At 44.7% G+C, this 23,563-nt stretch carries 20 protein-coding genes; 1 reads left to right on the top strand and 19 read right to left on the bottom strand.

Annotated features, from left to right (window positions below):
* Positions 1–57 precede the first annotated feature (57 nt).
* The 7 genes from SLU01_RS10160 to SLU01_RS10135 form a co-directional block, all read right to left on the bottom strand.
* The gene (locus SLU01_RS10160; protein WP_147057915.1) at positions 58–660 is read right to left on the bottom strand and encodes a helix-turn-helix domain-containing protein; all 603 of its coding nucleotides are present in this window, start codon (positions 658–660) and stop codon (positions 58–60) included.
* 32 nt (positions 661–692) lie between these two features.
* Positions 693–2,732 (bottom strand): AAA family ATPase, encoded by a 2,040-nt coding sequence (locus SLU01_RS10155; protein ID WP_147057913.1) that lies wholly within the window; start codon positions 2,730–2,732, stop codon positions 693–695.
* A gap of 98 nt (positions 2,733–2,830) precedes the next feature.
* Positions 2,831–3,175 (bottom strand): GIY-YIG nuclease family protein, encoded by a 345-nt coding sequence (locus tag SLU01_RS10150; protein WP_174842640.1) that lies wholly within the window; start codon positions 3,173–3,175, stop codon positions 2,831–2,833.
* A gap of 721 nt (positions 3,176–3,896) precedes the next feature.
* A complete protein-coding gene (rlmD, locus tag SLU01_RS10145; protein ID WP_147057909.1) occupies positions 3,897–5,264 on the bottom strand; it encodes a 23S rRNA (uracil(1939)-C(5))-methyltransferase RlmD in 1,368 nt (455 codons plus the stop codon).
* Between the two features lie 105 nt (positions 5,265–5,369).
* Positions 5,370–5,477: a cytochrome bd oxidase small subunit CydS family protein gene (gene cydS, locus SLU01_RS18465; protein WP_373866409.1), complete on the bottom strand. Its 108-nt coding sequence runs from the start codon at positions 5,475–5,477 to the stop codon at positions 5,370–5,372.
* Positions 5,478–5,489: 12 nt separating this feature from the next.
* The gene (locus SLU01_RS10140) at positions 5,490–6,515 is read right to left on the bottom strand and encodes a cytochrome d ubiquinol oxidase subunit II (RefSeq protein ID WP_147057907.1); all 1,026 of its coding nucleotides are present in this window, start codon (positions 6,513–6,515) and stop codon (positions 5,490–5,492) included.
* Positions 6,512–7,858, bottom strand: a complete 1,347-nt coding sequence (locus tag SLU01_RS10135; protein WP_147057906.1) for a cytochrome ubiquinol oxidase subunit I — start codon at positions 7,856–7,858, stop codon at positions 6,512–6,514. Before SLU01_RS10135 ends, SLU01_RS10140 begins: the two co-directional genes overlap by 4 nt.
* A gap of 300 nt (positions 7,859–8,158) precedes the next feature.
* Between SLU01_RS10135 and SLU01_RS10130 the strand changes: the two genes are divergently transcribed.
* The gene (locus SLU01_RS10130) at positions 8,159–8,593 is read left to right on the top strand and encodes an NUDIX hydrolase (RefSeq protein WP_147057904.1); all 435 of its coding nucleotides are present in this window, start codon (positions 8,159–8,161) and stop codon (positions 8,591–8,593) included.
* A gap of 146 nt (positions 8,594–8,739) precedes the next feature.
* Here the strand turns inward: SLU01_RS10130 and SLU01_RS10125 are convergent, their stop codons facing one another.
* From SLU01_RS10125 to SLU01_RS10070, 12 genes are all read right to left on the bottom strand, one after another.
* Entirely contained in the window at positions 8,740–9,690 is a 951-nt protein-coding gene (locus tag SLU01_RS10125) for a diacylglycerol kinase (protein ID WP_147057902.1), read from the bottom strand.
* A gap of 101 nt (positions 9,691–9,791) precedes the next feature.
* Positions 9,792–10,361, bottom strand: coding sequence for a thioredoxin family protein (locus SLU01_RS10120; RefSeq protein ID WP_147057899.1), 570 nt, complete (start codon positions 10,359–10,361; stop codon positions 9,792–9,794).
* A 111-nt stretch (positions 10,362–10,472) separates the two neighbouring features.
* On the bottom strand, positions 10,473–11,903 hold the full coding sequence (gene gatB / locus SLU01_RS10115) for an Asp-tRNA(Asn)/Glu-tRNA(Gln) amidotransferase subunit GatB (RefSeq protein ID WP_147057897.1): 1,431 nt from the start codon (positions 11,901–11,903) through the stop codon (positions 10,473–10,475).
* Positions 11,903–13,369 (bottom strand): Asp-tRNA(Asn)/Glu-tRNA(Gln) amidotransferase subunit GatA, encoded by a 1,467-nt coding sequence (gene gatA, locus SLU01_RS10110; protein WP_147057895.1) that lies wholly within the window; start codon positions 13,367–13,369, stop codon positions 11,903–11,905. The genes gatB and gatA overlap by 1 nt, the downstream gene beginning before the upstream one ends.
* Positions 13,370–13,394: 25 nt before the next feature.
* Positions 13,395–13,682 (bottom strand): Asp-tRNA(Asn)/Glu-tRNA(Gln) amidotransferase subunit GatC, encoded by a 288-nt coding sequence (gene gatC, locus SLU01_RS10105; RefSeq protein WP_147057893.1) that lies wholly within the window; start codon positions 13,680–13,682, stop codon positions 13,395–13,397.
* 368 nt (positions 13,683–14,050) lie between these two features.
* Positions 14,051–15,163 carry a CamS family sex pheromone protein gene (locus SLU01_RS10100; protein ID WP_147057891.1) on the bottom strand — a complete coding sequence of 371 codons (1,113 nt, stop codon included), beginning with the start codon at positions 15,161–15,163 and terminating at the stop codon, positions 14,051–14,053.
* 6 nt (positions 15,164–15,169) lie between these two features.
* Positions 15,170–17,182, bottom strand: coding sequence for an NAD-dependent DNA ligase LigA (ligA, locus tag SLU01_RS10095; RefSeq protein ID WP_147057889.1), 2,013 nt, complete (start codon positions 17,180–17,182; stop codon positions 15,170–15,172).
* Positions 17,183–17,194: 12 nt separating this feature from the next.
* Positions 17,195–19,396, bottom strand: coding sequence for a DNA helicase PcrA (gene pcrA, locus SLU01_RS10090; RefSeq protein WP_176589726.1), 2,202 nt, complete (start codon positions 19,394–19,396; stop codon positions 17,195–17,197).
* An 81-nt stretch (positions 19,397–19,477) separates the two neighbouring features.
* A complete protein-coding gene (gene pcrB / locus SLU01_RS10085; protein WP_147057885.1) occupies positions 19,478–20,176 on the bottom strand; it encodes a heptaprenylglyceryl phosphate synthase in 699 nt (232 codons plus the stop codon).
* Positions 20,177–20,264: 88 nt separating this feature from the next.
* Positions 20,265–20,582: a YerC/YecD family TrpR-related protein gene (locus tag SLU01_RS10080; RefSeq protein ID WP_147057883.1), complete on the bottom strand. Its 318-nt coding sequence runs from the start codon at positions 20,580–20,582 to the stop codon at positions 20,265–20,267.
* A 26-nt stretch (positions 20,583–20,608) separates the two neighbouring features.
* Positions 20,609–21,694, bottom strand: a complete 1,086-nt coding sequence (locus tag SLU01_RS10075; RefSeq protein ID WP_147057881.1) for a DUF3048 domain-containing protein — start codon at positions 21,692–21,694, stop codon at positions 20,609–20,611.
* A gap of 9 nt (positions 21,695–21,703) precedes the next feature.
* Positions 21,704–23,422 (bottom strand): adenine deaminase C-terminal domain-containing protein, encoded by a 1,719-nt coding sequence (locus SLU01_RS10070; RefSeq protein WP_147057880.1) that lies wholly within the window; start codon positions 23,420–23,422, stop codon positions 21,704–21,706.
* Positions 23,423–23,563 lie beyond the last annotated feature (141 nt).

Below are 23,563 nucleotides of genomic sequence, written 5' to 3'. Positions count from 1 at the left end.
TTGTAGCATCATCCACTCAGACTAATCCAACTCTAAAAAAAATAGCAGACTGTGCATTCACAGTTTCGCGTGACTAATACCTGAATAGACCGATAAGCCATCTTTAACGCAATAAATATATAGTTTCCCACCCGCTATTATCGGAAACCTGGTCGTTGGACTTTGTTCCGGATAGAGGCGGTTAAAAAACACTCTGTCGCTTTTCACTAATGCAACAAAAGAAATATAATGTTCTTTCGTCATCGGATGCTCAAAAGTGATATAGTAATCTGTATCCATTTCCTCTACTGTAATTTTAATTGCTTCAGCTGAACCCATCGGCAATATATATTCCAACTTTTTCCCACAGCAGAAAATAGAGGCACTTCCTGTGCTGATCAAAATATTGCCACAGGAAGGACAAACATAAAATCGAACCCTATCAATATTCCCGACATCTGGCTTATTTGGCGTGATTTCACCCTCCATCATCTGGATGATATCAACACCTAAAATATCAGACAGCCCCGGCCACAGAGATAAATCTGGACACCCTAAACCACATTCCCATTTAGAAACGGTTTTACTTTGAACGCCTAACTCATCTGCTATATTTTTTTGTGTAAGATTTTTTTCCTTTCGGAGTTCGGCAATTAATTTACCTATCTTCACAGTGTCCATTTCGCCACCACCATACCTGTGTATATTTCAAACTATAGGAGTCTTGCGATCACTTGAACCAACCGTGCTGGAAGCTGTTTTAAATCGGTAATATCCAGTGTGTTTTCAGCGCCGTAAAGATCACGGATCGAGTCCTTATCTTGTCCAATAGCTGCAGCTAGGAACTGGATGCCTTTTTTTCTAAATTCCTGCAATGTCTCTATCATATCATTCTTGGCCTTTGCACCGGTATAATCAGGCATCGCTTTAGGCTGTCCGTCACTGATGCTGATTATGAATTTAGTCTTTTGACGGGCTTTTAGCAACCTTTCAGAAATAATCCTTAGTGCCATCCCATCTCGATTGTTACTGCGAGCTTGAATGTTCATTAGAGAATATTTTTCATCGGGATCTTTACTTTCAAAGTCTGTATAGGCATAAATGGACATTTGCTCCATTTTGGAGCGATCTGCAGTGTCCCCGTAGACCATGATTGGAATACCGCATCCTGTGCAAAATTCATATAAAGCAACAGCAGCTTGTTTTGCAGCTTCTAATCGGCCAAAGGCTGACATTGAAGCCGATTCATCAATCCTGAGAGCAACCGCAATAGAGGGTTCTTCCTCAGGAGGACGCTTGCGGGCAAACGTGCGAAAATCCATAGCGGCAACCTGATCCGCGCAAAATTTTGTGCCATACAACTGTGATTTCGCGAATTCAGCAGATAATTCATGCTCCAAAAGCGGATTTGTTTTTCTGATTAATTCCCAAATAACTGGCATCAACGTTGTCATCATACGGTTATACTCTTCTCTGTTCTGGTCGGTAACTTCCAGACGGTGGACAATCAACTTAATATCTTCTTGGACACTTCCTTGAACACTTTGCCGTGCTTCCCTGTTCAACTGCTTACGAAATTCTTTTTTTTGTAATTCGTTTGTATCTGATTTATCGAGCTTATGATAGAATGGAGTGCCATTTTCTCCATTATCATTGCTTGGAATATCAGTATTTTCATCACGACTCGTATCAGAATGCCCCTCACTGTCTTCTGATTTTCTCAGACGCACCGCATTTTTATCAGCTTGATCTGTCTTAGTAGAGAATTCTCCATTTACGGAAATATTGAGTTCCATTACTTCAGGATTTTCTCCGTCTTGTTGCGATTGACAGATGTGATCCATTTCCTCAAGCTTTTCTGTCAAGCCATGACTAGCCAGTGCCTGCTCTAAAATAACAAGCTCCTGTGGATCGGTCGTGATTTTGTATAATACCTTATAATATAAACTTTTTTGGATTGAGGCACCACTTTGAACGGCATCCACCCAAAAGATATAAGAACGCATACCAGCCACACCTTTAATGGCATTGGCGCGCGCTGTCTCATCCAGCACCATAATCGTTTCAGCTAAAAGAGATAGTACAGGTTCAGATTCATAACCGGTCTTAGCTTTAGCCCGCTCCATCATCACTTCTTTAGGCGGTAAATCTAGTTTTTCTGCATGCTGCACTCGATCTCGCAAAGCCTCATTTAAGGGCCGGAAGCCATTGTAACCGCGGTTTGTTGTGATAACCGCAATAAAATCAGGGTGACGATGCGCGATACGAGTTGGCAAGTTTAGACTGCCATCTGGTTCTAATGCGGAATTTAGCGCCATTAAAACAGCGGCATCCCGAATCACCGTCGGTTCCTGAATCTCCAAGAGCCATCCATTTTCATATGCACGAACAATTTCAGAAGGATAATAACGATATTCAACCTTATCTGAATTACCATCTTCCTCTGACAGCACCGGAAGAATCGAACCCAGGACATCAGATTTATCCATATCTGCAAAACAGGTTACTTTCGTATAAGGCAGGTTAAAATCAGAAGATAAAGCTTTGGCAATCTGGGTTTTTCCCGAACCAGCATCCCCCTCCAGCAAAATGGTGCTAATTTTCATTTCACCGTAATTCCAATTTCGTACGATTTCTTCATATATTCGTTTTTCTGCTTCACTTTCAATATGTGAAGGCGGCTTTTTCCAGACAAGCGATTGTTCCTCTTCAGTCAGCTGTCTGTCCGGTGACAAAATACAAGTCTTTTTCATTGTTAGTAACACTCCAACTCTTCTAGTATGCGGCTAAGCACTTGCCAACTATACGACTATACGCTCATAACCATTTGATACCATAACAACTTTTTCATTCATCGCCATATCCTCCTTGCATTTGGATCAGCAGCGAGACACTGTTCTCTCAAACTTTCTAATTTTGCTGTATGATCTTCATGTGGGTCATCGTACTTTAACACTTTAATAACTGATAGTTCAAAGCCTTCCGAGCCATATTTATTCCAGAGTTCTTGTAATCGTTTATTAGGATGCCAGTTTGCTGCCAATTTCATATTATTGCTGTTAAAGCCTGATTTTGTATCTTTGGAGATACCCAAAAAAACCTCACCACTTTCTCTACAACGGTAAGATATTACTCCCATTTCAGGATGTCTGTTTTTATAGGCTTCTAAAAGCTCTTTTTTTCTTTTTGTATCCATCATTTTCACCTCGACTCTAGTATAAGACAATGTATCCCAAAATATAATCTACGCTCCGTAGACCATATGAATGCATAATTATCCAATAGACCGTATTTCATAAAAATGATAGCTTGTGTAAATTTATTATATATGGGAAAAACGACAGTTAGAAATAAGGTTCGTGGGGTTACATAATGGGGAACTTGATAGAATTTTCGATACAGGTAATGTGCGGGAAGACTAAATAATACATTTCCTCCGTCCTCAACCCCATCGCTTTCTAGGCAATTGATTGTTTTCTAAATAAATAAAAATAAGGGTTTCCCGACATAAGCAACCTCGGCAAAGTTGCCGAGAGAAAAAAGCAATGTCGGGAAACCCTTCATTTATCAGTGTTTGAATAGACCTTATTTATCCATCTGTCCTTTTATTTTATAAACTTCCGAAAACACACCCCGCCAACCCGCATTCCTTCGTTCCCTTTTAAAATATAGTCTTCCGACAAAACCCGATTTTCACCCTTTTTGGTTCACGTTTTGACCGTTTTTCAAGCTTTTTTCCCCATTTTGTTCACGTTTTTCTCACTTTTTAATAAAGATTTCCGAACCCAGTCTTTTGCCAATTGTTGTGGCGGAGGGCTTTCCAGGCATTTTTCACGCCTTTTACGAAAACTTTATTCTAAAATTGTGGCGGTGAAATCGGAAAAGCTTGTTTTAAATCGGTAATTTATTTTGCGGGGTTACACCATCCTTGACATCAAGGCAACACACTCCACATGACTGCTTTGCGGGAACATGTCCACCGGTTGGACTTCCTTCGTCCGGTATCCCCCGTCTTCCAAAATCCGCAAGTCGCGCGCCAAGGTTCCTGGATTACAGGATACATACACAACTCGTCTCGGCTTGTATTCCAAAATCGTCTGCAATAGTTTCTCGTCGCATCCTTTGCGCGGCGGATCGACGACTAAGACGTCGAAGCGTTTGCCTTCTGCGTACCATCTTGGGATGACATCTTCCGCTGCACCCGCTTCAAAGTTCGCATTTGTGATACCGTTCAATTCTGCATTGCGCTTCGCATCCTCGATTGCTTGTGGAACGATTTCGACACCATACACTTCCTTCGCTTTTTGTGCAAGGAACAAGGATATCGTGCCGATGCCGCAGTATGCATCGATGACCATTTCATCACCCGTCAACTGTGCGTAATCGAGCGCTTGCTTGTAGAGCACCTCGGTTTGAGCAGGGTTCACTTGATAGAAGGAGCGAGCAGATATTTCGAACTGGATGTCGCCGATGTTATCGATGATGAACGACTTGCCGTATAATGGGAGCGTTTCATTCCCAAAGATGACGTTCGTCTTTTCTCCGTTGACGTTTTGCATGATTGATGTCACTTCTGGTACGACTCGTTTAATCAGCTCGATGACTGCTTCTTTCTGCGGGAACTTCTTTTTAAGTGTCACGAGGACAACCATGATTTCCCCTGTTGCTTTTCCTTTTCGGACGATGAGGTGCCTTAGCATGCCACGATGCGTCTTTTCGTTGTACGCATCCAATCCAAGCGCTTGCATTTCATGCTTCAACGTGGACATGAGCTCATCCGCTTCTTCACTTTGGATGATGCAGACGTCTGTGTCGACGATGTGATGGGTGCGTGATTTGTAAAAGCCTGAAACGACTTGCCTATCTCGTTCGCTGAAGGGGATCTGGGATTTATTGCGATAACGCCAAGGGTCTTCCATCCCTTTGACCGGAAGTACTGGCACGTCAGGCAACTTCGCGATACGGTCGATGACGTCACGGACTTGTTTTTGCTTTTGGATAAGCTGTGCTTCGTATGATAAATGCTGAAGCTGGCAACCGCCGCATTCCCAGAACACGTGGCACGGTGGCTCAATGCGATCCGATGATGGCTTTGTCACATTCAACAGTCGCGCAAATCCGTAATTCTTTAACGTTTTCCCGACTTTGACTTCGACTTCCTCACCAGGCAATGCACCAGGTATGAATAGTGGATAGCCTTCCACTTTAGCAACGCCTGACCCGTCATGCGTTAAGTCCTCCACATGGACGATAAGACGATCATTTTGATTAACAATAAAAGACATGATTTTTCCTCCAAATTTCGTATGCTCTCAGTTTACCATAAAACAATGATGGTAAATGGTCGTATATAGAGTAAAAACAGACGCCGGGTTGACGTCTGTTTTCCGTTAATCTTCTTTATTCACTGCCTTATCCATCGGCGCGATGAGAAAGGCAACGACAATGGCGGCAATCAAAATGATGAATGGCGCATAGAAAATGATGAATTCAACCATATTACACTCCTCCTAAACGTGGAAATCGTCTTTTCCACGGACGTAATCTTTATTGAACAGGAACAAGCGCATAAGCAGCACGAGCGATGGGATTAAAAGGCCAAGGCCGAGAATGAACGCTATAATGAGCGCAATCGCCATCGCGGGGTTCGTGAAACTGTCGTACAGTGTCAAATGCGGATAAAGCAAATACGGATAATGGGATGCACCGTATCCATAAAATGCGAAGGCGAATTGACCCGCAAGCAAACCGAATGCCCAGCCGTAATTTCGTCGTGTCCAAAGTAGCCATACCGTTCCGACGAATAGGATGAATGAAAGAAGGAACATCGGCAAAAACGTTTGGATGTTCGTATAATGATCAAAATTATGTCTTCGCAGCTCGAAAATGATGCCGCCCGCCGTAATGATTGTCGGCAGCGACCAGATGAGCGCATATTTCCGAAGCAGGTCTGTCGCTTCGATGTCTCTGGCTTTATTCGCATACCACGTAAGGAAAACCGCCGAAATATAAAGGGTTGCGGATATGCTTAGGACGACGATTGACCATGTCAGCGGGCTTGTGAATAAAACCCAATAATCGAGCACCGGACTTCCATCGACTATTTCGATGAAACCGCCCTCCGAAATCGTCAGTACGATCGATAACGAAGCGGGAATTAACAGACCTGCAAGCCCGTACATAAACGAATAGCCTTTATGTCCCCGCGCGCCGTATGTTTCGAACGCATAATACGAACCGCGTATCGCGAGGAGAATGACGCCGATGCTGACAGGCACTAATAATGTCGTGCCATAGTAGAACGCCGTCTTCGGGAAGAACCCGATGATTCCGACGAAGAAGAAGACGAGGAATACGTTCGTCACTTCCCAGACAGGCGACAAGTAGCGCTGGATGACCTTTGTTAAGATCCGTTGTTTCCCTGTCAGCAAACTGTATGCATTGAAAAATCCAGCTCCGAAATCGATAGCACCGACGATAATATAACCGAAGAGGAACGTCCAAAGAACCGTGATCCCTAAGATTTCCAAGTTCATTGAATATCACCGCCCTTTTCCGTTTGGCGATCCGCAAGTTCCCGTTCGACCGGATTTTTGCGGAACATCCTTCGTAAGACGACGATACTGCCAATACCGAGAATGAGATAGAGCAATGCAAACAGCATAAGCATTAAATCGACTTGCCCGCTCGTCGTCGCAGCATCCTCAACACGCATAATCTTCCGGAGAATCCACGGCTGCCGTCCGACTTCTGCCAGCCACCATCCCGATTCGATCGCGATGAATGATAAAGGCGCGCCAAGCACGATCAGCCAGCGGAACCATCTTGTCGACACGCTTCTCCAATTGCGCTTAATGCCGACCCAATACCAAATCGAAAGCAATACCATCCACATGCCGATGAACACCATAATGTTGAATAGATAATGGATGTAAAGCGGTGGAATTTCATCTTCCGGGAATTGATCCAATCCAATCACTTCCGCACTCGGATTGTTATGTGCCAAAATGGATAGCCCGAACGGCACTTCAATGGCATACTTCACTTCCCCGTCACTCATGACTCCGAGCAAGACGAGCGGCGCATTTTCCTGTGTTTCAAAATGCCATTCCGCTGCTGCCAGTTTTTCAGGCTGGTATTCGGCTAAGTATTTACCGGAGAAATCCCCGATGATGGCGGTGGCAATCGCGAACACAAGTCCGAGTTTCATTGTTAAATAAAGAGCTTTCTTATGATAAATATGGTCGGAGCCTTTCAATAAACGGAACGCTGCAATGGCGGCCAGCACAAATGCCGCGGTCATATATGCAGTAATGACGACGTGCGCCACTTTCGTCGGCATCGCCGGGTTGAACATCGCAATAATTGGGTTGATGTTGACGAGTTCTCCATTTACGATGTCAAACCCTTGGGGAGCATTCATGAAAGCATTCACCATCGTAATGAATACGGCGGAAAACGAAGCACCAATTGCAACTGGCACTAATAGCAGCAAATGCTTTTTCTGATTTTCGAACCGATCCCAAGTGTATAAGTAAATGCCTAGGAAAATGGCTTCAAAAAAGAAGGCGAACGTTTCCATGAATAGCGGCAATGCAATGACATTTCCCGCAAGCTCCATAAAATTTGGCCATAGCAAGGACAATTGCAGACCGATCGCAGTACCTGTCACAACTCCGACTGCTACTGTAATAACAAATCCACGCGCCCATCTTCGAGCGAGCAATATATAATGTTCATCGTTTTTCCGGATGCCCACCCATTGCGCGATCATAATCATGAGAGGGACACCAACTCCGATTGTCGCGTAAATGATATGGAAGGATAAAGTCAGTTCCGTTAAGACACGCGAATAAAAGACAGCTTCTTCATTCCCCATCTATTCTTCCTCCTTCAACTTCCAAAAATTCTTCCTACAATGGACACCAACATAATCCCCGCTACGATAAAAACGAGCCACATGAGCCTTTTTTCTTGTTTTTTATACACGGATTCTGCGCCCTCCTCGTCAAAAAACGTCTGTTACTATTTAGTAGATGACTGTTACTTCTTACGTTTCCCTTTTTGAGATCGAAATAACAATTTTGTCACAAGCACTGTGAACTTTTTTTGACAACGTCCCTCTTGAGAGTAGTTAGAATGTTATGTATAATAGAGGGATTAAAGAGAGGTGGACACAATGGAAGTCAAACGAAAAGTTTTAGCTTATATCACTAAAGGAGAACAGGCCGAACGCAAAATCCTTGTGTTCGATCAAGAAGGAAATCCTGAGGCAGGTTTGCAAGTGCCCGGGGGAACGATTGAGGATGATGAATTACTGATCGATGCGCTATATCGCGAAATTGAAGAGGAAACCGGTATCTGTCGGGATCAGCTTGAGTTTAAGGGGAAAGTGCATAAGAAAAATTATTTTCCTGAACACCGTGAAGACGTCATTCATGAACGTAATATCTTTCACCTCGTTTATACCGGCGACGATGAGCATGATTGGAATAATCGTGTTCAAAGCACAGGCAAAGACAACGGAATGGTATTCCATTGCCAATGGATGCCGATTCAAGATTTGCCGGAACTTGCCGCTGGGCAGGATGATGATATTGAGTTTATTGTATAGCATGCAAAGCAGTTGGAACGATTCAGTTCCGACTGCTTTTTCATTTTGATGCTGCGAAGGATGACTGCTTTGGACGCACAGTTGCTCGCTTTGGACGCGCGGCGGCTCGCTTTGGACGCGGCATGCTAAAATAAAAGCTGCATGGATTATTCATCCAACGCAGCTTTTTCATCGTTTTCGTCCCGATCAATGCGATCTTGCTCGCGTAGTTGATCAAGTGGAGCGAACATTTCAATGTGACGATATTTAATTTCAAATGCGGCAGGAAGGGTTCCCCCATATTCGCCGTCCAAATTCAGTAATACTTCTTCTGATGAAGTGATTTTCACATTTGCCGCTTGGGAGGAAATGACAAGTGGATCGTCTAAATGTTCTCCTCGTAACGCTAAGCTGACAATCCGAATGAATTCGGCGATATTACATTTTTTCAAAATAAGCAACGTGAACTTTCCATCATTGATGCTTGAGTTTGGCGCCAATTTTTCCAGGCCGCCGACGGAATTGGTAAGACCGACGAGAAACAGCATCACTTCCCCTTCGAATACGTTATCATCATACTCGATTTTCACGTTACTCGAATGGATGGAAGGCAGCATCTCGATCCCTTTCAAATAATAAGCAAGCTGCCCGAGCACAGTTTTAAGCCTGCTTGGCACTTCATATGTCAGCTCAGTCATTCTTCCGCCACCAGCTATGTTAATGAAATGGCGGTCATTCATGAGACCTACGTCCACCGGAATCGTTTCGCCTCTTATAATAATATCAAGCGCATCGTCAATATCTCTAGGTATGCGTAAAGCCCGCGCAAAGTCGTTTGTCGTTCCGGTTGGAATAAGACCAAGTTTTGGACGTTTCTCAAAAGACGACACGCCTGCAACGACCTCATTCAACGTCCCATCGCCTCCTGAAGCAATGATGACATCGAAACCACGTTCCACTGCCGCTTTCGCTGCCTCTGTCGCATCGCCTTCAGCAGTTGTCGCATGCACCGATGTTTCATAACCGGCCTTCTCCAACTTCTCAAGAACTTCAGCGATATGCTTCCGAAATATCTCACGTCCCGCCGTCGGGTTATAAATGATTCGTGCACGCTTCATACATGTTCCCTCTCAATTCATACAAATTCTTACGCTTTGCATATGCGTTACTGATCCAACTATAGGACGCTTACTTTTGTGAACTAGTTGCCGATCCGGTCTTAATTGGATTTTTGCAATGCAGGCATGAACGTTTTTCGAATGTCTTCATATACCGTCAGCCATAGTTCGGGCTGTGTTGTATATTCCTTCATTAATTCCTCAATGAACGCTCGTTGCTTCTCTTCGAAATCAGGTGCTTCCTTCGCAGGCAATTGCTTGCGTCGTTCAAGGACGTCCTCCTGGATCGATGCAGCACGTGGGCCCCATTTCGCTATTACTTCACCTTCATCATCAAGCAATAGGTAAATCGGAATCGATCTTCCACCATTCGTCAAATGTTTATCAATTAAATCGGTATCCTGATCGCGGTAGGCAGTCCGTACATCCAATTGTGCAGCTTCAGCAATTCTGCGCAAGATTGGATTATTCATCATCGCATCGCCACACCAATCTTCTGTAATGACCAATACAGTAGGCTTTTCCGCTTTTAGCATCTCGATAAACCCATCATCTTGCGGCACTTCGAATTTCTCATAAATGCTAAAGCTATTGTCTTTATGTTTTTCCATCCGGTTCATGTACTCTTCTAAAGAAATGGCTTCGTCAAAATATTGTTTTTCGGTTTTCATTCTCACACACTCCTTTTCTTAAGTGTACGGCTATTTGCTGCCTGAATCAAACAAATGAAAACGCCCTATACGGAGACTTCTCAAAGACCCGCATAGGACGTTCACCAGTTGTTAACGCTTATTCATTTCCTCAAGGAGGATTTTATTGACTAGTGGCGGGTTTGCTTGCCCTTTTGTTGCTTTCATCACTTGTCCAACAAGGAATCCGACTGCGCGGTCCTTACCGTTTTTGAAGTCCTCAATCGATTGCGCGTTCGCATCCAGAATTTCCGTTATGATCGTACGTAATGTACCTTCATCGGAAATTTGTACAAGTCCTTTTGCTTTTACGATTTCTTCAGCGTTTCCGCCGTTCTCGATCAGTTCCTTGAACACTTTCTTTGCGATTTTGGATGAAATCGTACCATCCGCAATCAGCTTGATCATGCTGGATAAGCCTTCAGGAGCCAGCGCCGTGTCGTGAAGCTCTTTTTGCTCTGCGTTCAAGTAGGCCGATACTTCACCCATCAACCAGTTGGAAGCAAGTTTCGCATCCGCACCTGCTGAAACAGTCGCATCAAAGAAATCAGACATCTCTTTTGTCAATGTCAATACATGTGCGTCATATTCAGGCAAGTCCAGCTCTTGGACGTAACGGGCCTTACGAGCATCCGGAAGTTCAGGGATTTCTGCACGTACTCGGTCCATCCATTCTTGATCGATATGGATTTCAGAAAGATCCGGGTCATTAATGAAACGGTAATCGTTCGCACTCCCTTTAACACGCATCAAGACGGTTTGCCCCGTCGTTTCATCATAACGGCGCGTTTCCTGTACAATCTTCCCACCCGAAAGAAGAATCTTTTCCTGACGCTCGACTTCATTCGCAATTCCTCTGCGGACGAAGTTGAACGAGTTCAAATTCTTCAATTCCGTTTTCGTTCCAAATTCCTTCTGACCGAATGGACGCAATGAAATATTGGCATCACAACGCAGTGAGCCTTCTTCCATACGAACATCGGAAACGCCTGTATATTGGATGATTGCTTTTAATTTCTCAAGAAAGGCATACGCTTCTTCAGGAGAGCGGATATCCGCTTCCGTGACGATCTCAATAAGCGGCGTTCCTTGTCTGTTCAAATCGACAAGTGAATATCCGTTATCGGAGTGTGTCAATTTCCCTGCGTCTTCCTCCAAGTGAACACGCTCGATACGAATTTTCTTCTTTTTGCCTTCGACTTCGATTTCAATCCAGCCATTCGAGCCGACTGGGCGATCGTCTTGGGAAATTTGATAAGCTTTCGGATTATCCGGATAAAAATAATGTTTCCGGTCGAAGTTCATGACTTTAGCGACTTCACAGTTCAATGCCATGGACGCCTTCATACCGAAATCGACTGCTCGTTTATTCATCGTTGGCAGCGTACCGGGATAGGCCAAATCCGTGACATGGATATTCATATTCGGCTCTGCTCCGTAATGGGACGGTGCCGGTGAAAAGATTTTCGTATCAGTTTTCAATTCAACGTGGACTTCAAGTCCGACTATCGTTTCAAAGTTCATTATTCATTGCCCTCCCCTACAGATGGAGTGTGTGTATGAAAATCAGTCGCTTGCTCATATGCGTGAGCTACTTTGTATATAAGCGCCTCATCAAAGTGCTTGCCGATAATTTGAAGACCGACCGGCAATCCATTGGAAAGTCCGCATGGAACAGAAATAGCAGGCACGCCAGCCAAGTTCACAGATACTGTTAATACATCATTCGCATACAATGTCAATTGATTTTGTACTACACCGCCTATTTCGTAAGCAGTTGTTGCGCTGGAAGGTCCGATGACAACATCATACTTTTCGAATAAAGCAGCAAAATCTTGTGCAATGAGGGTACGAACTTTCATCGCTTTGACGTAAAGGTCTTCATGATGGTCTGCACTCAATGCATAAGTTCCATAAAGGATTCGCTTCTTTACTTCAGTGCCAAATCCTTCAGCACGAGAACGCAAATAAATCTCTTCCAAGTTTTTCGCGCCTTCCGGATGATAACCGTAACGGATTCCATCGAATCTTGCGAGGTTGGAAGAAGCTTCTGCAGTTGCGATAGCGTAATAGACCGGGGAAGCATATTTGGAGTGTGGAAGCGTCACTTCCTCCCAAGTTGCGCCTAGGGATTCAAGGACTTTCAATGCTTCCAAAACGGACTCTTTTACATCCTCGGCAATGCCTTCTCCTAAATATTCTTTAGGAACTGCAATTCTTAATCCTTTTATGTCTCCTGTCAGTCCCGCACGGAAATCAGGTACTTGCTGAGAAGCTGAAGAGGAATCTCTATGATCCACACCAGAAATGGCGTTTAAAAGAAGCGCATTATCTTCTACAGTGCGTGTGATCGTTCCGATTTGATCCAATGAAGACGCGAATGCAACGAGTCCATAACGGGATACCCGTCCGTATGTCGGTTTCATCCCGACGACGCCGCAAAATGCTGCAGGTTGACGAACCGATCCGCCCGTATCCGTACCAAGCGCGAAAGGTACTTCGCCCGCCGCAACAGCAGCAGCCGAGCCGCCTGAAGAGCCACCCGGTACACAATTCAAGTTCCACGGGTTATGTGTCGTTTTAAATGCAGAACGCTCTGTAGTTGAGCCCATTGCAAACTCGTCCATATTCAATTTACCAACGTTGACCATACCGGCTTGGTTGATTTTATCCATGACGGTTGCATCGTAAACAGGGACAAAGTTTTCCAACATCTTACTCGCACATGTTGTTGTGATACCTTTTGTAATGATGTTATCTTTGATTCCGATTGGCAGTCCGAACAAAGGGCCGCGCTTGTCCATCGGTTCGTTATCCAAAGACTCTGCTTTCGCGAGTGCTTCTTTTTCAGTCACCGCTAGAAAGGCTTGCACTTTTCCGTCCAACTTCGCAATTTGTTTAAATGAATCTTCGGTCACTTCTTTGACAGAGACTTCCCGGTTATGTAAAAGTTGTTGAAGTTCTGCTGCCGACTTTTTCATTAACGTCATTCTGTACCCTCCTAAAAACCCGTTCTCACAGGATATTCGGAACTTTTATCATTCCGGCTTCATGCTCTTCTACGCTTGCCAACATTTCTTCCCGGTCAAGTATATCTTGTGGGACATCTTCCCGAAGCACGTTGAATAGCTGCAACGGATGAGTCATCGGCTCTATGTGATCTGTTTCGACTTCCTTTAAAGCATCGCCGAATCCGACTAAATCGGAAATAATATCCGCAAAAGTTGTAGCTTCTTCGTCTGAAATGGCGATTCTTGCAAAATTCGCGAAGTATTTTACATCTTCTTCCGTAAATTTCGTCATTTGATTTCCTCCCCACTTGCAATTGTACGACTAATCATACCACCTAACGGTTTGGATGAAAAGTATATGAAAACCTACTGTTTTGGTAATGTTGATTTCCGCTCCAGGCGGACGCTTTCCAACGAAAAGCGGAAGGCCCTTGCTCAGATGCGACAGGCATAAGGCGAAGATGCGGCGTGGCGGTCTTTGCCACAGAGCAGCTTTGACTTATGACCCGAGCAAGTCGAACTGCGCAGGGTTCGATTTGCCGTATTTCTGCGGTTTTTGCAGAAATTAAGGCATCCCCTTAGCGCCTGTAGCTGGACAGACAGGAGTCGCCGCCTTACGCTCCAATCAACGGTGCATGTTACCAACTTATTTACACCTTATTAGTACCCATAAATATGAACGTATTCTTCTTCTCCTGCTTTTTTGACAATTAATGCTTCTGGACCGTTTACTGAAGTGACGCTTACTTCGATGTCGATATCGGAGTAGTAGCTTTTCACTTTGCCAGTCAGAAACTGAGTGAAACCGATGATTTCACTTTTGCCGAAAAATTGGATCGGGATACTGAAAGAGATGGACTGCAATCGATTATCTTTGTAGAAACTGGTGCCTACTACGTTGACGAAGCTTGGGAAATATTCGTCAATGTCCTGTTTAAATTTATTGTACGTCGTATTGATGTCGCGATAATTGTCGATATCTGACGAAACGGGCAACAATGCGTATTGCTCGTTCACTTCTTTCCACCCCGCCGGTGCCGATTTACCTTTGTCGGCGAATGCTGTCGCAAAATATGTTCCGGGTACAATTGAATTTCTTTTTTCTTGCTTGAATAGGCCAACGACTATGGGAATGTCTTCAAATCCCTCTTTCGACCGAAGCCTTGTCACAATTGTAGAAGCCATTTCCATCCCTTGCTTCTCAAGTTCTTCGTCTGTTATTGTTGTTTGTTTGCCATCCCTGCTATAGTAGACGGAATTCAATGCAAGACCTATGGACATGCCGGATAAGCGAACTTTTTTTTCATCAGTCAGCGTCAAGTAGTTTTGTTCGATAATATGGGCCAAGTAAATCGGTTTCTCTTCTGCATCCTCCCCTTTTGCTTCGGGTGGATTTAAGCCGCTCGGATCAGCCGAATTTCTTGCGAGCCAAGCACTTGCCGTATCTTTATCAATATACTGACCTTCTTGAAAAAAGTTGGTCTTCGGGTCGAAGTGCTGGGCAGAGAGACGCATTAACCCTTCTTCAGCTTCCTGGACGTCATACTTGGTATAAATATTTTTTACGACAAGACCTCGACTCGCACTTTTCTTAAATGGAAGAAGTGGCCTGTAAAATTCATCCTTTAATTGAACATCAGGAATCATGACGGTTTCCTCAGCCATTTCTTCAGTTTCCTGAGTGACTTCCTCTTTGTCAGGGCCGATTGACGGTAGACAGCCGCCCAATAAGAGGACGGCCGCCATACCGGGCAGTACTAATAACCTTTTCATTGAATATTACTCCTTTTCGCCGAGCGCATCGACCAACTCTGTTTCATTCCAAACTGTAATGCCAAGCTCCTGTGCTTTCACAAGCTTGGAGCCCGCTTCTTCCCCGGCAATGACGAGGTCCGTCTTCTTACTGACGCTTCCACTCACTTTGCCGCCTAAAGCCTCTATTTGTTCTTTCGCTTCATTGCGCGTTAAAATCGTCAGTTTCCCCGTCAAGACGACCGTCTTTCCAGCGAAAGGTCCTTCTGTCGGAATCTCTTGACGCGTTCTACCTTTATAATCCATGTTCACACCGTAGGACTTCAGCTTGGCCAAAACTTCCAGTACATCTTCATTGTTGAAAAACGTAATGACAGCATCTGCGACCTTTTCTCCAATTTCATGTATTGATGTGAGCTTTTCCGCATCCGCCTTTGCGATTTCATCCATCGTACTGAATTCCTCTGACAAAATATGCGCTGCCTTTTCACCAACATGGCGGATACCGAGGCCAAACAACAACTTTTCCAATGAATTCGCTTTCGATGCTTCGATCGCTGTCAATAAATTCGTTGCGGACTTCTCCCCCATCCGTTCTAATGAAAGCAGCTGTTCTTTCGTTAAGCAATAGAGATCTGCGACATCATGAACGAGACCGGACGTATATAATTGATCGACGACCCGTTCACCAATCCCTTCAATATTCATCGCATTTCGGGAGACGAAATGGATGAGTGCTTCCTTCATTTGTGCTGGGCATTGGGGATTGACGCAACGCAATGCCACTTCCCCTTCAATCCGAATTAGTTCAGAATCACAAACGGGGCAATTGTCTGGCATATGATACGGCATTTCATCCCCCGTCCTTTGTTCAACAAGGACGCTGACGACTTCCGGAATAATATCACCTGCTTTACGGATGATAACGGCGTCTCCGATCCGGATATCCTTCTCGCGGATCAGATCTTCATTATGAAGGGAAGCCCTTGCGACTGTCGTTCCGGCAACACGAACCGGTTCCAAGATGGCCGTCGGCGTTACGACACCCGTCCTGCCGACACTCAGCTCGATATCGAGCAACTTCGTATGCACTTCTTCAGCTGGGAATTTGTACGCTGTCGCCCAACGTGGACTTTTCGCCGTAAATCCAAGTTGCTCCTGGTCTTCATAGCCGTCCACTTTAATGACGATCCCATCGATTTCATAATCAAGATCCTGCCTGCGTGCCTGCCAGGATTCAATAAAGTCGATAACTTCATCAATTGTTTTACATCGTTTGCTTTGTTTATTCGTTTCAAAACCGAGTGACGCTAGATAATCGAGCGAATCCGAATGACTGTCCTGTCCATATGCGCTGCCATCTCCTCCGATTCCATAAATAAAGACGGATAGATTGCGGCTTGCGGCTATTTTCGGATCAAGTTGCCGCAACGATCCTGCAGCAGCATTTCGCGGATTGGCGAAAGGTTCTTCCCCGTTTTCATCACGTGCTTCGTTCAATTTCATGAATGTTTTCTTTGGCATATAGGCTTCGCCGCGCACTTCGATTGTAATTGGCTCTGTCAGCTTCAATGGAATGGCTCGGATGGTTTTCAAATTAGCCGTAATCTCTTCCCCGATCGTCCCATCCCCGCGAGTCGAGCCTTGAATGAATCGCCCATTTTCATACTTCAATGAAACGGCAAGACCATCAATCTTCAACTCGCATATATAGGTGATGGAATGGCCCGCACCCGCCTGTACCCTTCTATCGAAATCTCTGATATCCTCTTCATTAAACACATTCGACAAGCTCAGCATCGGGAATTCGTGGACCACTTTGCTGAAACCTGCAAGGATTTCTCCTCCAACCCGTTGTGTCGGGGAATCAGGGAAAATCAAATCGGGATGCTCCGCCTCAATGGACAACAATTCCTGCATATGTTGATCGTACACAGAATCGGGCACAATCGGCCGATCTAGCACATAATAGGCATGGCCATAATCATTGAGCAGATCATTGAGTTCCCGCACACGCTTTTCAACTGTATTTCGATCCATCTTTTCCTCTCCCTATGCTTTTTCTATTGGAGCGAATTTGGCGAGCAGCCGTTTAATGCCGACTGGTTCCGGGAATGCGATGTCGAGTTCAAGATCATCTTCTTTCCCTTTTACGCTAACGACCATTCCCGTACCCCACGACTTATGAGTCGCTTTGTCGCCCGCTTTCCAGCCCATCTTCTCCCCGCCGCTCGATTTATAAACCGGCTTCTTGACCGCAGGTCGTACAGGAGTTTCCGTTCTTGCATATCCGCCATACGAAAATCCTTGATTGTTATTGGAAGTCACTTCGATGATGTCATCTGAAATTTCCCCTAGGAAGCGAGAAGGATTATTGAAACTGGAACGACCGAATATTGTTCGGTACGAGGCGCAAGTTAAATAGAGCATCTGCTCTGCACGTGTAATCGCCACGTACGCAAGTCTCCGTTCTTCTTCCATCTCTTCATCGTCCCCTATCGATCTTGCATGCGGGAAGATATTCTCCTCCATACCAATGACGAATACGACAGGAAATTCGAGCCCTTTTGCCGCATGCATCGTCATAAGGACGATTTTTTCGGTAGATTGGTTCTCTTCTTTATCCAAAGAATCAATGTCCGCAATGAGCGCCAAATCAGTTAAGAATGCAACGAGCGAGCGGTCGCCTTCCTCTTCTTCCGCTCTTTTTTCAAATGCTTCCGTAACGGAAAGGAACTCTTCGATATTTTCCAACCGGCTTTCCGATTCAATTGTTTTCTCACGAATAAGCATATCTCGGTAGCCCGTCTTCTCCAACACTTGTTCCACTAGTTCCGTGACGGACAAGTACTCCTGCATTTGCGTGAAACCATGCATCATATCCCTGAACTTGACTGCTTCATTCGCAGCTCTAGCTGTCAGCCCCATGAAGTGGACCTCTTGCAATGCATCGAAAATCGAACGGTCATTTTCAATCGCAAATTGTGCCATCCGTTCAAAAGAAGTGGCTCCAATGCTACGTTTCGGTTCATTGATGATCCGAGCGAGTGCTAAATCATCATCGTTGTTGGCAATCAGCTTCAAATAGGCCAATAAATCCTTGATCTCTTTCCGATCGTAGAACTTCGTGCCTCCGACGATTGTGTAGTCCAAATTGGATTTCACTAGATATTCCTCGATTACACGGGACTGCGCATTCGTCCGGTACAAAATGGCAAATTGATCGAGAGATAAATTTTCTCGTTCTTTCAGTTCGATAATCTGTTGGACGATGTATTGGGATTCGTCCTTTTCGTCCGTTGCTTTATAGACCGTAATTGCATTACCATCTGCGTTTTCCGTGCGAAGCTTCTTGTCGTAGCGGCTGCGATTGTTCTGAATGACATCATTCGCGGCCTGTAATATCGTTTTTGTCGAACGGTAATTTTGTTCGAGTAAAATAACTTCCGCGTCTTTATAATCCTTTTCGAAAGAGAGGATATTGCCGATATCCGCCCCCCTCCATCGATAAATGGATTGGTCCGAATCTCCGACGACGCATAGATTGCGGAACTTCGCTGCCAGCATTTTGACAAGCCTGTATTGGGCATTATTTGTATCTTGGTATTCATCAACATGGATATATTGGAATTTATTTTGATAAAATTCGAGGACTTCAGGGACGCGTTCAAATAACTTCAGAGTCATCATAATGAGGTCGTCAAAATCGAGTGATTGGTTTTGACGCAATTTCTTCGAATAACTTTCATAGACGTCTGCAATCGTTTTTTCATAAGGGTTGTGTGGATTGATTTGTCCTTTGTATGTTTCCGCATCAATGCATTCGTTTTTCGCTGAGCTGATTGCGCCGAGCATTGCACGCGGATCATATTGTTTCGGGTCTATGTTCCGTTCTTTCAGGACATTTTTAATGACTGTCAATTGGTCTGAGCCATCGAGGATGGAAAAGCTTTTCGAAATTCCGATCCGGTCGATATTTCTTCGTAAAATGCGGACGCACATTGAGTGGAATGTGGAAACCCACATCCGCTCGCCTGTTCCCGGTCCTAGCAATCCGTCAATCCGGTCACGCATTTCCCGTGCTGCTTTGTTCGTAAAGGTGATTGCTAGTACATTGGAAGGGTAGACATTCTTTTCGACGATTAGATAGGCGATCCGATGTGTCAATACTCTCGTTTTTCCGGAGCCTGCTCCTGCCATGATGAGGAGAGGTCCTTCTGTCTTTTTCACTGCGCGGGCTTGTTCGGGGTTCATGCCGACAAGCAAGTCTGCCGCTATTTTATCCAAATTGGATCCCGCCTTTCGTGGAACATTTGTTCTTTATTATACATTAATTCAATATGAATTGGGTACTGATTTTACTGCTTCAACTGTTGTTAAGGCTGCTTCGATGTCTTCGTAGATAATATTGCCGACGATGATTGTTTGTGCGATGGCTGCCATTTGCTTTGCCTCTTCTGCAGTTCGGATGCCTCCGCCGTAGAAAAGTCGGGTTTTATTCAACACGCGGGCGGCTGCTTTGACGATGTCTGGGTCGCCGTAAGTGCCGCTATATTCCAGATAGAGAACAGGCAAGTTAAATAGATGCTCTGCCATCCGCGCATAAGCGACGATGTCTTCTTCATCAGGCACTTCTTGCACACCGGTCAGCTTAGCTGCTTTGCAATCTATGTTAAGGATGCAATAACCTTCTGTGATGATCTCATCCCAATTCATCATATGGCCGTATTCTTTTAGCGCCGCGTGATGGATGCCGTTTACCCATTCCGTCTTCGTAGAGTTCAGGACGGTTGGGATGAAATAATAGTCGAATCCAGGTGTAACTGATTCGACCGTTGACACTTCAAGTGCGACAGGAACAGAATATCTGCGTATACGTACCAATAAATCGAGGACGTTTTCAAGCGTCACACCGTCTGTTCCGCCGACAATCAGGCAGTCTGTTCCCGACTCGGCAAGCCTTTCCAGTTCATCATCCGTCAACGTTTTTGCAGGGTCCACTTTAAAGGCGTGGCGCCATTGTTTATAATCCATTGTTTTACCACCTAATCCGTCAAGTTACGTTGTTTGTTTTCTATCCTCCAGTATACCAAAAAAACAGACGGAAAGATTCTCCGCCTGTTCACTTCTTTTCACTATTCTCCGTTAGCTCCGGATAGAGGCGGTTCAATACTGTATTGTAGCCTCCCGATCCGTAGTCGACACAGCGTCTGACGCGTGAAATCGTCGCTGTGCTCGCGCCAGTTTCACTTTGTATTCGATCGTATGTTTTTTTCTGTTTCAATGCATGCGCCACTTCCAAACGTTGCACCATCGATTGCAGCTCGCTCATCGTGGATAAATCATCAAAAAACATATAGCATTCCTCGAGATCCTTCAGTTCCAATATGGCTTTAAATAGCTGGTCCGTCTGCTCACTTCGGATTTTATCGATTTGCATGTATTCCCCTCTTTCCTCTACTATGTTCAAGGAGTATATGTTACAGATTTTGAAATGCCCGAATACGATGGAATGACGTGGATCCATGTCTTCCCGGGTATCAATTTTGCAGGAGCTCCATTTTCGATTGGCACTAAAAAGCCTTCGATATTTCTCCATTCAATCTCTTTTGCAATGCCGGCGTGGAAGAGGATTGCTTTTCCACCGTTCTCTATATCGACAGCTTGTCTGCCTACACTGTCAATTGTACTATGGTTTGCCTCAAGAACTAGTATATTGGATAGTTCAACCGGCAGATCGTTCGCTTTGTCCACTGTTTGGATGCCATTTACTACTCGATTATACATTTCCTTTTCAGCATCATATGAAAATGTACTGATGAAATTCCGATCAGAACTGAAACGGACATCAATCGTTGTTGCAATATCCCCTATTCTAGCATCCTCGCTAGATTCGTGGAAAGAAAATTGCGGAACCTTTGTTATTTCTGTCGCAGAATTCGTCTTTTCCATCGCCGCTAAAATGTTTTCCCCACTTATATAGGAGTTATGCGGCGCCTTTCGATCCGTCGACCTTTTGAATAAAGTGCCGTCATATTGCATGCCATTCACGTTATCGACGTACCTGCTTGCCAACAGTTTTTGGGCATCGGGGCTATAACCGTGTGCCACGTAAAATGCATCCATCCCTTTCGCCAAATGAACGAAATAATCGCGGGCGCTTCGGATCGGACCAACAGTGTCCGGAAGCTCGCTTTGGAACAAGGCTAAAAAGCGTGTCATATTCCCTTCTGCCAGGAATTCATAAACGACATCCGCTTGACTGATGCCTGATTGCGGCCTCGCCTGAGGGTGATTATTGATCGTTGCAAGCACCGGTCTCGACCACGGCTCTTCCTCCGTCAAGACGCCCGTAAACGGTGCTTGAAAATGGAATGCTCCTTCCTCAGGCTCTTCTTCTGGTTCTTCTTCCACTTCGACTATCTCATCATTCTCTTCAGGCAGCTCAGGATTAACTTCCTCTGCACCTGCCTTCTCTTTTTTTGAACACGCTGATAACAACAGCAACATAATGGCCATTCCAATGAGCCATCCTCTCGTACTCCCCTTCATCAGGACCTCCTATCTTTCCACCGATGGAATGATTACTTCATTTTTCATAACATTGTATAACCCGATCTGTGTTGCTCGTACGTAAGGCAAATGAGTCGATTGGAGGAATAAGAATGTATAGACGGCATCCCCATGCTGATATCCCCGTTCCGTCAATGACTTCTTCAGCTCGATCTCCTCTTCAATCAATGACTCAACATTCGTTGCTGATAATCCCCCGCCGATTGGAAGTGGGATTGAGGCGGCTACTTTACCGAATTCAAGCAATACCATACCGCCTTGCATCCGTTTCATTTCATTGAATGCAAGCAACATTTCTTTTTTATCCTTGCCTATTAAGATGATATCTCCCGTATTCGAATAGGAAGATGCAAATCCCTGCACCTTATCTGCGAATCCTTTGATAACTGTATTCACACGCCACTTTCCATGTCGGTCGATCAACATAAGAAAACTTTCATCATGCTCATCGGACAACTTGTCCACCGACAAATCGAGCGTTACTTCATATGGTTTCGTAATAACGTCATTCACCATTTCAATTCCAACTGGATGATGGAATTCAAAATCCGATTCAAGCAATTCAAAGTCCAATTGGATGTCCGGAACGATTGACCAATCGACTTTCGTAAATGGCTCTGTCGGTTCGTTATTGCGTCTCAGCCATTTGCCTTTGGACAGGACGTCAGTCGGAACAGGATTTGTTTCTCTGTCAAGGAAGTTCAGTGTCGCATATCTGCCCGTAGCAATGACACCGTGCAAGTCGGAGATGTCATAGTAGCGCGCGACATTATAAGAAGCCATTAAATAGGCATCTATCGGTTTCACACCAGCGTCGAGTGCAACTTGGATGCATTTATCCATCACTCCATCCTTGTGGAAAGATGGCGTGGATCCATCTGTCGTCATCATGAGATGGTCAAATACATCAAGTCCCTTTTCAATGATGCCCTTTAACAAATTCGGCAAGTCAGGACGAATGGATGAATGACGAAGTGTTACCGCATACCCTTGCAGCAGGCGCGCCTCTACTTCCTCCACGGTCATTGCTTCATGATCGCCGTCCACTCCTAACAGTTTCATTCTGGCGAGCGTTCTTTCGGAAGATCCAGGGAAATGCCCTTCAATCTTTTTACCCGCCTTTTTTGCAGCGATGAGTGAAGCGAGCATATCTGGATCGCCATTCATCAAACGCGGCCAGCCCGTCAATTCTCCGCCCATTAGAACGTCGTCACGTTTTAACCATTCTGCAATCGCATTCTGATTGAACACTTCTCTTTCATTTTGCAATACTGTTTGCGAATCAAACCTCGCCCACCAATAAAACGAGAATGGCAGCTCGCGCAATTGTTCAAGTATGTTGAAAGCCCTTTCATTCCCTAGGAGCATGAAAAACGTCATGTTATCTGATAGAAATGTCGTCGTTCCTAATCTTCCGGCGTATTCTGCAAACGTTTCAGGATTGTACAACTGGAAAGGATGGACATGAGGCTCGATATAACCTGGAACGATTTTTTTCCCCGTAGCGTCAATAATTTCCGCTCCTTCTGTCATTGCCGGCATCCTGTTGCCGACGTAAACAATACGGTCTCCGTGAATCCATATGTTCCCTGTCAACCATTGTTTATAAATGGAATGTAGATACGTAGCATTTTGAATGATCAGATCCGGTGCTTTTTTTCCGTTAATAATTTCAAGTTGCTTCTGAATTTCTTGTTGACTCCACATACGCGACAAACCCCTTATTAAAAAATTCTATATACTTTATCCTAGCATAGCGTCGCTCTGAAACATAGTAGATTTGCATTCTTTTGTATGAAATTTCAGTCGTTCTGTATGTATTGATTCATTCATTTCGGGAACGCTATA

The organism is Sporosarcina luteola, from assembly GCF_007991495.1.
Lineage (GTDB): Bacteria > Bacillota > Bacilli > Bacillales_A > Planococcaceae > Sporosarcina > Sporosarcina luteola.
The sequence above is the reverse complement of the archived record's forward strand: the minus strand, read 5'-3'. Positions and strand labels throughout refer to the sequence as shown.

Excerpts from the sequence above, each read along its gene's own strand:
- SLU01_RS10155 (WP_147057913.1), bottom strand. The coding sequence starts at position 2,732 with ATGAAAAAGACTTGTATTTTGTCACCGGACAGACAGCTGACTGAAGAG.
- pcrA (WP_176589726.1), bottom strand. The coding sequence starts at position 19,396 with ATGAACCCCGAACAAGCCCGCGCAGTGAAAAAGACAGAAGGACCTCTC.
- SLU01_RS10160 (WP_147057915.1), bottom strand. The coding sequence starts at position 660 with ATGGACACTGTGAAGATAGGTAAATTAATTGCCGAACTCCGAAAGGAA.
- SLU01_RS10120 (WP_147057899.1), bottom strand. The coding sequence starts at position 10,361 with ATGAAAACCGAAAAACAATATTTTGACGAAGCCATTTCTTTAGAAGAG.
- SLU01_RS10140 (WP_147057907.1), bottom strand. The coding sequence starts at position 6,515 with ATGAACTTGGAAATCTTAGGGATCACGGTTCTTTGGACGTTCCTCTTC.
- SLU01_RS10080 (WP_147057883.1), bottom strand. The coding sequence starts at position 20,582 with ATGCAAATCGATAAAATCCGAAGTGAGCAGACGGACCAGCTATTTAAA.
- ligA (WP_147057889.1), bottom strand. The coding sequence starts at position 17,182 with ATGGATCGAAATACAGTTGAAAAGCGTGTGCGGGAACTCAATGATCTG.
- gatB (WP_147057897.1), bottom strand. The coding sequence starts at position 11,903 with ATGAACTTTGAAACGATAGTCGGACTTGAAGTCCACGTTGAATTGAAA.
- SLU01_RS10150 (WP_174842640.1), bottom strand. The coding sequence starts at position 3,175 with ATGGATACAAAAAGAAAAAAAGAGCTTTTAGAAGCCTATAAAAACAGA.
- SLU01_RS10130 (WP_147057904.1), top strand. The coding sequence starts at position 8,159 with ATGGAAGTCAAACGAAAAGTTTTAGCTTATATCACTAAAGGAGAACAG.
- SLU01_RS10075 (WP_147057881.1), bottom strand. The coding sequence starts at position 21,694 with ATGAAGGGGAGTACGAGAGGATGGCTCATTGGAATGGCCATTATGTTG.
- cydS (WP_373866409.1), bottom strand. The coding sequence starts at position 5,477 with ATGGTTGAATTCATCATTTTCTATGCGCCATTCATCATTTTGATTGCC.
- SLU01_RS10135 (WP_147057906.1), bottom strand. The coding sequence starts at position 7,858 with ATGGGGAATGAAGAAGCTGTCTTTTATTCGCGTGTCTTAACGGAACTG.
- gatA (WP_147057895.1), bottom strand. The coding sequence starts at position 13,369 with ATGACGTTAATGAAAAAGTCGGCAGCAGAACTTCAACAACTTTTACAT.
- SLU01_RS10070 (WP_147057880.1), bottom strand. The coding sequence starts at position 23,422 with ATGTGGAGTCAACAAGAAATTCAGAAGCAACTTGAAATTATTAACGGA.
- pcrB (WP_147057885.1), bottom strand. The coding sequence starts at position 20,176 with ATGGATTATAAACAATGGCGCCACGCCTTTAAAGTGGACCCTGCAAAA.
- rlmD (WP_147057909.1), bottom strand. The coding sequence starts at position 5,264 with ATGTCTTTTATTGTTAATCAAAATGATCGTCTTATCGTCCATGTGGAG.
- SLU01_RS10125 (WP_147057902.1), bottom strand. The coding sequence starts at position 9,690 with ATGAAGCGTGCACGAATCATTTATAACCCGACGGCGGGACGTGAGATA.
- SLU01_RS10100 (WP_147057891.1), bottom strand. The coding sequence starts at position 15,163 with ATGAAAAGGTTATTAGTACTGCCCGGTATGGCGGCCGTCCTCTTATTG.
- gatC (WP_147057893.1), bottom strand. The coding sequence starts at position 13,682 with ATGACGAAATTTACGGAAGAAGATGTAAAATACTTCGCGAATTTTGCA.